General features: G+C 61.1%; 9 protein-coding genes. 8 read left to right on the top strand and 1 reads right to left on the bottom strand.

Going from position 1 to position 12,029, the window contains the following annotated elements; all coding sequences use genetic code 11:
• The first annotated feature begins 80 nt into the window (after positions 1 to 80).
• From HYP802_RS0121085 to HYP802_RS0121055, 7 genes are all read left to right on the top strand, one after another.
• Complete coding sequence (locus HYP802_RS0121085) at positions 81 to 1,217, top strand: DUF2066 domain-containing protein (RefSeq protein WP_013949718.1); 1,137 nt, start codon at positions 81 to 83, stop codon at positions 1,215 to 1,217.
• A 195-nt stretch (positions 1,218 to 1,412) separates the two neighbouring features.
• Positions 1,413 to 1,967 (top strand): CDP-alcohol phosphatidyltransferase family protein, encoded by a 555-nt coding sequence (locus HYP802_RS0121080; protein WP_013949717.1) that lies wholly within the window; start codon positions 1,413 to 1,415, stop codon positions 1,965 to 1,967.
• Between the two features lie 56 nt (positions 1,968 to 2,023).
• The gene (locus tag HYP802_RS0121075) at positions 2,024 to 3,115 is read left to right on the top strand and encodes an AI-2E family transporter (RefSeq protein WP_013949716.1); all 1,092 of its coding nucleotides are present in this window, start codon (positions 2,024 to 2,026) and stop codon (positions 3,113 to 3,115) included.
• A gap of 3 nt (positions 3,116 to 3,118) precedes the next feature.
• On the top strand, positions 3,119 to 3,793 hold the full coding sequence (locus tag HYP802_RS0121070; protein ID WP_013949715.1) for a DnaA/Hda family protein: 675 nt from the start codon (positions 3,119 to 3,121) through the stop codon (positions 3,791 to 3,793).
• Between the two features lie 97 nt (positions 3,794 to 3,890).
• Complete coding sequence (locus HYP802_RS0121065) at positions 3,891 to 6,059, top strand: RNA degradosome polyphosphate kinase (protein WP_013949714.1); 2,169 nt, start codon at positions 3,891 to 3,893, stop codon at positions 6,057 to 6,059.
• Positions 6,060 to 6,159: 100 nt separating this feature from the next.
• Positions 6,160 to 7,608: a Ppx/GppA phosphatase family protein gene (locus tag HYP802_RS0121060; protein WP_245261519.1), complete on the top strand. Its 1,449-nt coding sequence runs from the start codon at positions 6,160 to 6,162 to the stop codon at positions 7,606 to 7,608.
• 77 nt (positions 7,609 to 7,685) lie between these two features.
• Positions 7,686 to 8,624 (top strand): J domain-containing protein, encoded by a 939-nt coding sequence (locus HYP802_RS0121055; protein ID WP_013949712.1) that lies wholly within the window; start codon positions 7,686 to 7,688, stop codon positions 8,622 to 8,624.
• Positions 8,625 to 8,786: 162 nt separating this feature from the next.
• On the opposite strand, the gene rnd is transcribed toward HYP802_RS0121055, so the two are convergent.
• Positions 8,787 to 9,941, bottom strand: coding sequence for a ribonuclease D (gene rnd / locus HYP802_RS0121050; RefSeq protein ID WP_024276482.1), 1,155 nt, complete (start codon positions 9,939 to 9,941; stop codon positions 8,787 to 8,789).
• A 279-nt stretch (positions 9,942 to 10,220) separates the two neighbouring features.
• Here rnd and aspS point away from each other — a divergent pair, with 279 nt between their 5' ends.
• The gene (gene aspS / locus HYP802_RS0121045) at positions 10,221 to 12,023 is read left to right on the top strand and encodes an aspartate--tRNA ligase (RefSeq protein ID WP_024276481.1); all 1,803 of its coding nucleotides are present in this window, start codon (positions 10,221 to 10,223) and stop codon (positions 12,021 to 12,023) included.
• Positions 12,024 to 12,029: the final 6 nt, after the last annotated feature.

The raw sequence follows: 12,029 nt of genomic DNA, 5'->3' as shown, positions 1-12,029 counted from the left end.
TCTGGGTTCCACGGGATGTCGCAGCGCTGGTCTTGCCGGCTTGAGTGGCCCTGCAACACGACAAAGATGGGGGATTAACGGTGCTTGCGAGCCGCTGCCTCGCCATTGCTATTCTGATTTCGTCCGTTCTGGCAGGCTTTGATGTCGCGCCCGCGCGCGCCGATGCCGACGCCCCGTACACGGTCGGGAACTACCCTGTCGAGGCGACGGCCGCCAATGCGGTTGCCGCCAAGGAGCAGGCCATGAGCGAAGGCCAGCAGGCCGCGTTTCGCTCGCTGTTGAAGCGCCTGGTTCCTGTCACCGCGTATAAGCAGTTGGATCGGCTCCGCGACGTGAAGGCAGGGGATCTCATCTCGGGCATCTCGGTGCGTTCGGAACGCAATTCCTCGACGACCTACTATGCCGGCCTCGATTTCTCGTTTCAGCCGGACGGCGTGCGTTCACTTCTGACGCAGCAGGGCATTCCCTTCGTCGATCAGCAGGCCCCGCCGGTGACGGTCGTGACGGTGCTCTTGCAGGGCACCCCGCCAACGGCGAGCAACGACAGAGGCCTGTGGCACCGCGCTTGGTCGAGCCTCGATCTCACGCACACGATTACGCCTGTCGTCATGAAGGATTTGAAGCCCTCGATCCAGACCGACACGATAACCGCGCTGATGTCCGGCCAGGACAGCGCATTGCAGAAGCTCAAAGCCGAGTACGGTGAGGGCCTAGTCGTTCTCGCCATTGCCGAGCCGGACATGGCGGCCAAGCGGCTCAACGTAACGATCGCGGGCAGTGACGCCGTCGGCGGACTTTTGTTGAAGCGGGTGTATCGCATTAACGACGGTGATCTCGATTACGCCTCGCAGTTGGCGGCTGTCATCTCGCTCGGCATCTTGGAAGGACGCTGGAAGGCGGTCAAAGCCGGCGTCCTCGACACGGCAGCTGCGCCGCCTTCGAACATGCCTGTCTGGGCCGCCTCGACGACCGGCAGCGGCGAAGACGTGAGGTTGACCGTGGTCTTCGGCAATTCCGATCAGTGGGACGAGATGCGTGGGCAACTTCTCGACACGCCCGGCGTCGACGCCCTGAATATCGGGTCCGTGTCAGACCGAAGCGCCGACGTGTCACTTAAATATCCCGGCGGCGCGGCAAGTCTTGCGAACGCGCTGGGCGCTCGTGGGTTAAGCCTCGCAAACACATCCTCCGGTTGGGTTCTTCGTCCAAGTTACTGAAAAACATAGAAAATATAAAACTCTGACCTACCGCAGATCGCGTCGTCGCACGGGGAACGATGCGTGTTTCTCCCTTTTGTTTTATCGCACTGCAAAGGAGGTTGTTCTCGACGAGACAAACGTCGAGAGGGTAGGTTCGCGCCGCCCGGATATCGAGACGGCCGGGTTGCAGGGAGAGACGGGGTCAATAACGGCGTGAGCATTCCAAATTTAATTACGCTCGGTCGGGTTATCCTCGTACCTGTGGTCTTCTGGCTTTTGCTGACCGGTGAGCTGCAAGCGGCATTTCTGGCATTCGTCGTCGCCGGTATTTCCGATGCGGTCGATGGCTTCTTGGCCAAGCGCTTCAATTGGGAAACCGAGCTTGGCGCTTATCTCGATCCGCTAGCTGATAAATTGCTGATCGTCTGCATCTTCGTGGCGCTGGGCGTGACGGGCCGCCTGCCGTCGTGGCTGGTGATCCTGGTCGTATCGCGCGACGTGCTGATCGTCATCGCCGTCGTCCTGTCTTGGCTTCTCGACCACCCCACGCCGATGAAGCCACTCGCCATTAGCAAGATGAACACTGTTGCTCAAATCGTGCTGGCCGGAACCGTGCTTGCCGATGAAGCGTTCGGTCTGAGGCTGAAAGGGCCGGTACAACTGCTAACCTTGCTCGCCGCAGCCACCACGGTCGCCTCCCTCGTTGCTTATTTGCGCGTCTGGCTGCGGCACATGACGGTATACGAAACTCCCGGCTCGAAAAGCTGAGCATTTAAGGCCATGCTGTTCGGGGTGCTTCGGCAATTGGGTGAGGATCGGGAGCTATGCATTTTGAGCGGCACGCGCTGTTCTGGACGGCGACGGCGTTGCTGTTTGCCTATATCGTGCAGCTCATCGCTCCGGCATTGCTGCCGTTCGCCATCGGTCTGACGCTCGCCTACTTTCTGAGCCCCGTCGTCGATGCGATGGGCCGCATCGGTATTCCGCGCTGGATCGCGACGATCCTGCTGCTCACGTTTTCGACTTTGCTGATCATTTTAGCGCTCGTCTTCGTCGTCCCCATTCTCTTTCAACAGGCGGCGGGTTTCATCGAGTCTGCGCCAGGAGCAATCGACCGCCTGAAGTCACTGATTGAAACCACTGCGCGCGACCATCTCGGACCCCACTATCCTGAGGCGGAGGCAACGGTTCGCAACGCTCTGGACAGCCTCAGCAAGGCCGTTCCATCATTGCTCGCAAGCTTTGCGGGAAGCATCTGGAATCAAGGCACTGCCGCCTACAACTTTTTTACGGTCGTGCTCATCACGCCGGTCGTCTTTTTCTACGTGCTCCTTGATTGGCCCAGCATCGTAGCGAAAATCGATTCCTGGCTGCCCCGCGACGGAGCCGATGAGATTCGTGGACTCGCCACTGAAATCGATTCACGCATCTCGGCTTTCATCCGCGGCCAAGGCGTCGTTTGCATTCTGCTCGCAATCTACTACGCGGGCGCCTACAGCGTGGCTGGACTGAATTACGGCCTTCTCGTCGGCGTGGCGACAGGGCTCGCGTCCTTCATTCCTGTATTCGGATGGTCGATTGGCGCAATAACGGCCATGCTGCTTGCGATAGTTCAGTATTGGCCCGAGTTCACGCCCATCCTGGTCATTGTCGGCATCCTACTCGTCGGACAGGCGCTCGAATCTGCGATCCTGAGCCCCTACATTATCGGCTCCGAAGTCGGGCTTCATCCTGTCTGGGTAATTTTTGCGCTGTTGACCTTCAGCTATCTGTTCGGATTTTTAGGTCTTCTCGTTGCCGTGCCGGTTTCCGCCGCAATCGGCGTGCTCGTACGTTTCGCGCTCCGAAAGTATCTCAACTCCTCTGTCTATCAGGGAGAGGTCGAAGCGGCGCCAAAGGATCCGCAGCAACCCTAGCCCATGACCACGACGCCACAGCAGCTTGTCTTTGAACTTCCCCACCGCGCGGCAATGGGACTTGAAGATTTTCTCGTCTCAGAGTCGAACGCGGCCGCGGTGAGCCTTGTCGATCGTTGGCCCGATTGGCCCATCGGCGCGGCGGTTATCGCGGGCGCCAAGGGCAGCGGAAAAACCCATCTTGCGAACGTCTGGCTGACGCGCGCTGGCGCGACGGCGTTCGAGGCATCCCAGATCTCGCGCGAAACCGTTCCCAAGGTTGCGGCAGCCGGCGCGGTTCTGATCGAGGACATCCAGAACGCCGCTGACGAAGCTGCGCTGTTTCACCTCTTGAACCTTGTGCGCGAGCAGCGGCTGCAGATTCTGCTGACGACGGATACGGCGCCGGGCGATCTCCCGATCACCCTGCCGGACTTCCGCTCCCGTCTGAAAGCCCTGCCGCTCGCGACCATCGATCCGCCTGACGATGCGCTGTTGCGCGCCGTCCTCGTCAAGCTCTTCGCCGACCGGCAGTTGAGTGTCGAGCCGCAACTCGTCGATTACGTGCTCGTTCGCATGGAGCGATCGATGCTGGCGGCAGAACGGTTCGTGTCGGCGGCGGACCGCCGGGCGCTCGCCCTGCAGCGGCGGCTGACGCGCGCGATTGCCGCTGCCACGCTCGACGCACTGGGCTATTGAATCAGCTTAAGAATCGGCTGTCACCCACCCATTCGTCATTTGGGTGTAAACCTACTATATGGATTTCTCGAACCGGATTTCGGAGCATTTCCCCATCATGGCAACCGTGAAAAGCAGAAGCAGCAAGGCAAACGTTCCAGCCGTGCCCGAGGGGCCGGACCGCTTCTACAATCGCGAGCTATCGTGGCTCCAGTTCAATCGCCGTGTTCTTGAAGAAGCGGGCAATCGGCAGCACCCGCTTCTCGAACGGTTGCGCTTCCTGTCGATCGCCGCCGCCAACCTCGACGAATTCTACATGGTGCGCGCGGCGGGCGTGTATGGCCAGATCCGAGCCGGTGTCACGACGCTGTCACAAGACGGCATGACGCCGATGCAGCAGCTCGCCGCCATCAATAAGTTTGTGACAGGCCTCGTCGCCGACGAGCAGTCGAATTGGCGAACCATCAAGGACGAGCTTAGCGCCGCCGGGCTGCATGTTCTTCAACCGGAAGATTTGACCGACGGCGAACGCGCCTGGTTGGAAAAGCTCTTTCTGAGTCACATCTTTCCGATCCTGACGCCCATCGCCGCCGATCCTGCGCATCCGTTCCCGTTCATCCTCAACAGGGCCATGACGATCGCGGTGGACATGGTGCGCCCGATCGACGGCAAGACCATGAACGGCCTGATCCCCATTCCCGGTCAGCTCGAACGTTTCATTCGTCTCGAAACACATCCCGACAAGCCGCACGACGTGCGTTTCATTCAGCTCGAAAACGTCATCGGCATGCATTTGTCTGAACTGTTCTCAGGCTTCGAAATCAAGAGCCAGGGCACGTTCCGCGTGCTGCGCGACAGCGATATCGAATTCCAGGAAGAAGCCGAAGATCTCGTCCGCTCCTACGAAAGCCAGTTGAAGCGCCGCCGCCGCGGCAACGTCATCCGGCTCGAGATCGATTCACGCATGCCTGAAAAGCTTCGCAAGTTCGTCATCGACGAACTCGAAGTGCGCGATGAAAGCGTTTTCGTGAAGGAAGGTATTCTGGCGCTCGCCGATACTACCCAGCTCATCGTCTCCGACCGACCGGAATTGTTGTTCAAGCCGTTCACGATCCGCTTTCCCGAACGCATTCGCGAATTTTCCGGCGACTGTTTCGCCGCGATCCGCAACAAGGACATCCTCGTCCATCATCCCTACGAAAGCTTCGACGTCGTCGTGCAGTACCTGCGCCAGGCCGTTGCCGATCCGAACGTCATGGCGATCAAATGGACGCTCTATCGCACCTCGCGCGACAGCCCGATCATTCAGGCGCTGAAAGAAGCCGTGGAAGCCGGTAAGTCGGTAACGGCCGTTGTTGAGCTCAAGGCGCGCTTTGACGAAGCGGCGAACATCCGCTGGGCGCGCGATCTCGAAAGTGCGGGCGTCCACGTCGTCTACGGCTTCACCGAATTGAAGACCCACGCCAAGCTTGGCTTCGTTGTCCGCCGCGAAGGCACCGACCTCACGACTTACTGCCACATTGGCACCGGCAACTACCATCCGCAAACGGCGCGTGTGTATACGGACCTTTCCCTCTTCACGACCGACCCGATGGTCGCACGCGACGTCACGCGCATTCTAAACTTCGTCACGGGCTACGGTGAGCCTGTGGAACTAGAATGCATGGCCGCGAGCCCGCACGGCATTCGCAACCGCATCATGACGCACATTGCCGAAGAGATCAGGAATGCGAAGGCGGGAAAACCGTCCGGCATCTGGTGGAAAATGAACGCGCTCGTCGATCAGCAGATCATTTCTTCGCTTTATGATGCCAGCAACGCCGGTGTGCCGATCGATCTCGTCGTGCGCGGCATTTGCTGCCTGCGTCCGGGGATTCCGGGGCTATCGAGCAACATCCGCGTAAAAAGCATCGTCGGCCGCTTTCTTGAACACTCGCGCATTTACTGTTTTGCCAATGGAGAGGCCTTGCCTTCCCCCAAGGCCGCCGTCTACATCAGCTCCGCCGATATGATGCCTCGAAATCTTGACCGGCGCGTCGAAGCCTTGGCGCCGATTAAGAATCCGACAGTCCACGAGCAAGTTCTGAATCAGATCATGGTTGCGAACCTGAAAGACAACCAGCAGAGCTGGCGGATCAATTCCGACGGCAGCGCGACCCGGATCGAACCGGGTCCGGGGGAGGAAGCCTTCAATGCCCATAAGTACTTCATGACCAATCCTTCGCTTTCGGGCCGCGGACAGTCTCTGAAAGAGAGCTTCCCGCAACGTTTCCGCCAGCCTGGTTAGGCCCGGAGCTTGAATGACACGGTGGAAAGAAATCTCGGGCGCGAATGAGCGCACCGCAGAAATGGAGCCTATCGCCGTTGTCGACATCGGCTCCAACTCCGTGCGCCTTGTCGTCTATGAAGGCGCCGTGCGGGCACCGACGCCGGTCTTCAACGAAAAGATCCTTTGCGGTCTCGGGCGCTCGGTCGCAACGACCGGCAGTCTCGCGGCCGATGCCGTCGAACGCGCCATCGCGGCCCTGTCACGCTTCCGCGTGATCGCGCATATCCTCAGCGTCAAGAACATCATGGTGATTGCCACCGCGGCCGTTCGCGACGCTCAGAATGGCCATGACTTCATCACCCGTGGCGAGAAGGCGATCGGCGCGAAGATCGAAGTCCTCTCTGGCGAAACGGAAGCTCGCCTCGCCGCCCAGGGCATCATGATGGGTTTCATCGATGCCGACGGCGTCGCGGGCGATCTGGGCGGCGGCAGCCTCGAATTGATCGATCTGGAGCAGGATCGCCTTAAGGAAGCCGCGACCTTGCCGCTCGGCGGTCTGCGCCTGATCGACACCACCGGCAACAAGATCGAACGCGCGACCGATATCATCGACAACGCGCTGGCAAGTTTGCCCTGGCTCAGAAACGGCACGGGGCGCACGTTCTATGCCGTCGGCGGCACGTGGCGCGCGCTCGCGAAAATGCAGATGGACCGCGTCGATTATCCGTTGCGCGTCATGCAGGGCTATCGGTTGACCACGCGCGAAGCGCTCGACCTGTGCGAGCAGTTCCGCAAGGTCAAGAAGCCGCTCGATTTGCCCGGCATCACCGGCGTCGCCCGGGCCCGCCGCGAAGTCCTGCCGTTCGGCGCCCTCGTGCTGGAGCGCCTGTTGCGGCAGATGGAACCGCGCCAAGTCGTATTCTCCGTGTTCGGCATCCGCGAAGGCTTGATCTACGGACTTCTGCCGCCCTACGAGAAAGCGCGCGATCCGCTGATCAGTTTCTGTGAGGATTACGCCGCGCTCCGCTCCCGTTCGGTCGAGCACGCTTACGAGCTTTGCGCCTGGACCGACCAACTCTTCTCCGATCCAGCCCTCGAAGAAACGGCGGATGAACGACGCCTGAGACACGCAGCCTGCCTGTTGTCGGATGCCGGCTGGCGGGCGCATCCCGACTACCGTGGCGAGCAGAGCATCAACACCATCGCCCATGCCGGGCTGGGCGGCGTGGACCACCAGGGGCGGATATTTCTGGCCCTCTCGGTTTTTCACCGCCACGAGACATCCGAGGATAGCAGCGCCGGGCTTTCGGACCGCCTGCGCAGCCTTGTTAGTAAACGTGTGCAGCGTCGAGCCCGGATTCTTGGTGCGGCGATCCGGGCTGCCCATATGCTCTCGATCGGCATGGCGGGCGTCATCGACCAGACGCCCCTCAGCTTTGAAGACGGCGCGCTTGTCCTGACCCTTCCCCCGGTTTATGCGGCCCTGGACGGGGAAAGGCTGCGGCGGCGATTCGGAGCACTCGCCGAATTGGTCGGCAAGCGGGCGGAAATCCGATTTAGCGGTTGAGAGGCAGTACGCCTCGCTTGCGTCGCAACAATTTCTGATAATCTCGGATTAAAGTTCGCAGGATGAAGACAGCCTCCATGGCGGAAGATCTTTACGATATTCTCGGCGTATCGCGCGGGGCGTCAGAGGATGAAATACGCAGTGCATTTCGCAAGCTCGCGAAAGCCAGCCATCCTGACGTCAATCCCGGCAATGCCGGCGCGGCCGAGCGCTTCAAGAAAATCACCGCCGCCAACGACATCCTGAGCGATCCGGAAAAGCGCCGCCAGTACGATGCGGGCGAAATCGACGCCAAAGGCGATCCGCGCCGCCCGCAATGGAGCCGGGCCGGAGCCGGTGCCGGGCGTCACAGCCCGTTCGGCGCCCGCGGTTTCGAGGGCCGGGCAGGGGCGGGTGGCGGTTTCGATGACTTCAGCTTCTCCGACATTTTTTCAGACGTCTTCGGCGCCGCCGGCACCCGCGCCCGCCGCGATGCGCAGGGAGCGGGTCCCCGCGGCAACGATGTCCGCTATTCGCTAGAGGTCGATTTTCTCGACGCAGTTCAAGGCACCAAGAAGCGCGTCACGCTGCCTGACGGCGGCACACTCGATCTCAACGTTCCCGAAGGCGTGGTCGACGGTCAGGTTCTGCGGCTCAAAGGTAAGGGCGCGCCCGGCGCCATCGGTGGCGAGGCGGGCGACGCTCTGGTCGAAATCAAGGTTCGCCCGCATCCCGATTTCCGCCGTGAGGGTGATGATCTGCTGCTTGAGCTGCCGATCACGATCGACGAAGCGGTTCTCGGCGGCCGTGTCGAAGTTCCGACCGCCACGGGCCGCGTGCAGTTGACGCTTCCCAAGGGCACGAGTTCCGGCAAGACGTTTCGCCTGAAGGGCAAGGGGGCGCGCGGCAAGAACGGCCACGTCGGCGATCAGCTCGTCACCGTCAAGATTGTCATGCCGTCCGAGATCGACGATAGCCTGTCGTACTTCTTCTCCGAATGGCGCCAGACTCACTCGTACGATCCGGGCCGGAAGTAGCCAGTCCCTAACGTCATCCCGGCGAAGGCCGGGATCCAGTGAAATTGCAATATCTGTCTTGTCGAGGCTTGTCTGGGTGCCGACCTTCGTCGGCATGACGGTGGCGTGTGTCCGCGATTGGCGGCCTTACGGAATGCGAGTCGCCAATTGCAACTACAAACTCTACCTCGCAGCAGGCACCGCGCGCACTTCGCCGTTGACGAGGGTCAGCGCAAGCTCACCACGCTTGAGCTTCAGCGCGGCATCGCCAAACAGCGTCCGCCGCCAACCCTGCAGGGCCAGAATATCGGCTTCATCCGATGTCGCGAGCTGTTCCAGATCATCGCTATCGGCAATGATGCGCGGCGCCACGCCATGCTCGGCAGCGGCCGCCTTCAGCAGTACTTTTAAAAGCTCCAGCGTCGCGCTCGCTTCGGCCGAGAGCGCTTCGTTGCGCTCGATCTTCGGCAGCGTCTTCGGATCGCGCGCCAGACCCGCCTTCACGACATCGATGATTTCCTTCGCCCGCTGCGAGCGCGCAAAACCGTCCGACAGCGTACGCAATTGCCCAAGCGCATCGGCGCTGGCGGGCAACTGATTGGCGATATCGTAAAGCGCATCGTCGCGCAGCACGCGGCCGCGCGGCACGTCGAGCTGTTGCGCCATCCGTTCACGCCACGCGGCAAGCTCGATCAGCACGGCGAGCGACTTGCGTCCCTTCACGCGCAGCTTCAGCCGCTGCCAGGCATTTTCCGGTTTCGCATCGTAGGTGGAAGGGCTGATGAGCACTTCCATCTCTTCCTGCAGCCACGGCGTCCGGCCGGTCTTTTCCAGCATCTGCTTGAGACGCACATAGACGTCGCGCAGGTGCGTGACGTCGGCCAGCGCGTAGTCGAGCTGCTTGTCGGACAGGGGCCGGCGGCTCCAGTCCGTGAAGCGGGAACTTTTGTCGAGATCGACGCCCGTCGTCTTCTTGACGAGGTTCACATAGCTGATGCTGTCGCCATAGCCGCAGACCATCGCGGCGACCTGACTGTCGAACACCGGCGTCGGCACGACTTGCGACTTCAGATAGACAATTTCGATATCCTGCCGCGCGGCGTGAAACACTTTCACGACCGACTCGTTCGCCATCAAATTATAGAATGGTGTCAGGTCGATGCCGGGACTCAACGGGTCGACGACCGCCTCGGCTTCCGGCCCCGCGAGCTGGATAAGGCACAGCAACGGCCAGAACGTCTGCTCGCGCAGAAATTCGGTGTCAACGGCAACATATTCACTTTTCGCCAGCACATCGCAGAGTGCCGACAGTTCGGACGTGGTCGTGATCATTCGCATCAGGGCAACGCCTATAGCGCATGGATTTGTTGTTGTCGCCATCAGCTTGGTCGCGGCGTGAACAGGCTTTTGGACGCCGGCGGCCTCCAAGGGTGGCCCGGAAATCCCCACTATGAAATCCCTGGAATTACGGGGCCCGCACGCCCGAATATCCGTGCGGAGGGCCAGCCGGAAACTCTGTCGGGCGGTAACCTTGACTTTCCGCCGCCCACATGCGCTTTTCCGCGGCGATTTTCACCCACATGACCAAAGGGTTTTCCGGCCATGGCCGAGGCTAAGCTGCATCGTTATCGCTCGCACACCTGCGGCGCGCTCCGGAAGAGCGACGTCGGCTCCGACGTACGTCTTTCGGGCTGGGTGCACCGCGTGCGTGACCACGGCGGCGTTCTGTTTATTGACCTGCGCGATCATTACGGCCTGACCCAGGTGGTGGCCGATCCCGACAGCCCGGCGTTCAAGGTCGCCGAAACTCTGCGTTCAGAATGGGTTGTCCGCGTCGACGGGAAGGTCCGCGACCGGCCCGAAGGCACTGTCAACCCGGAGCTGCCGACGGGTGAGGTCGAGCTTTACGCCACTGAAATCGAAGTGCTTTCCGCCGCGAAAGAGCTTCCCGTTCCGGTCTTCGGCGAGCCCGATTACCCGGAAGACCTGCGCCTGCAATATCGCTTCCTCGATCTGCGCCGCGAGACGCTGCACGGCATCATCATGAAGCGGCTCGACATCACGCGCTCGATTCGCCGCCGCATGCATGACGTAGGCTTCAACGAATTCCCGACGCCGATCCTGACCGCATCGAGCCCCGAAGGCGCGCGCGACTTCCTCGTGCCGAGCCGCATTCATTCGGGCAAATTCTACGCCCTGCCGCAGGCCCCACAGCAGTACAAGCAACTTTTGATGGTCTCTGGCTTCGACCGCTATTTCCAGATCGCACCTTGCTTTCGCGACGAAGACCCGCGCGCCGACCGTCTGCCCGGCGAGTTCTACCAGCTTGACGTCGAGATGAGCTTCGTCGAGCAGGAAGACGTGTTCCAGACGATGGAGCCAGTCATCACCGGCCTGTTCGAGGAATTCGGCAACGGCAAGCCGGTCACGAAAGGCTGGCCGCGCATTCCTTACGATACGGCCATCGCCAAGTACGGCTCCGACAAGCCCGATCTGCGCAACCCGATCGAGATGGCCGATGTCACCGAGCACTTCCGCGGCTCGGGCTTCAAGGTCTTCGCGGGCATGATCGAGAAGGATGCCAAGACGCGCATTTGGGCAATCCCCGCGCCGACCGGCGGCAGCCGCGCATTCTGCGACCGCATGAACTCCTGGGCGCAAGGCGAAGGGCAGCCGGGCCTCGGCTATATCTTCTGGCGCGACGGCGACGAAGCGGGCGCCGGTCCGATTGCGAAGAACATCGGCCCCGAACGCACGATTGCGATCAAGAACCAGCTCGGCCTGAAGGACGGCGACGCCGTCTTCTTCGTCGGCGGCAACCCCGCGAACTTCTACAAGTTCGCAGGCGCGGCCCGCGATCGCGCCGGTCATGAATTGAAGCTGATCGACGAGAACCGCTTCGCGCTCGCCTGGATCGTCGACTTCCCGTTCTACGAATGGAACGAGGAAGACAAGAAGATCGACTTCTCTCACAACCCGTTCTCGATGCCAAAGGGCGGCCGTGAGGCGCTGGAAGCCGCCGAGAAATCCGGCCGCGATGCGCTTCTCGCGCTCAAGGCGAACCAGTACGACATCGTCTGCAACGGCTACGAGATTGCCTCGGGCTCGGTTCGTAACCATGTCCCCGAGACGATGGTGAAAGCGTTCGAGATCACCGGGCTTTCGAAGGCCGATGTCGAAGCGCGCTTCGGTGGTCTCTACCGCGCATTCCAATATGGCGCGCCGCCGCACGGCGGTATGGCGGCTGGCATCGAACGCATCGTCATGCTGCTGACAGGCGGCAAGACCGTTCGCGAAGTTGCGCTCTTCCCGATGAACCAGCAGGCGGCAGATCTTCTGATGGGCGCGCCGAGCGAAGCCTCGCCCAAGCAACTGCGCGAACTCTCCATCCGTGTCGTCACGCCGGAGAAGAAAGCCTAGAGCTCT

The sequence above is a fragment of the Hyphomicrobium sp. 802 genome (assembly GCF_000526135.1).
Classification (GTDB): Bacteria; Pseudomonadota; Alphaproteobacteria; order Rhizobiales; family Hyphomicrobiaceae; genus Hyphomicrobium_B.
Note: the sequence above shows the minus strand (reverse complement) of the source record. Positions and strands in the feature narration are given on the sequence as shown.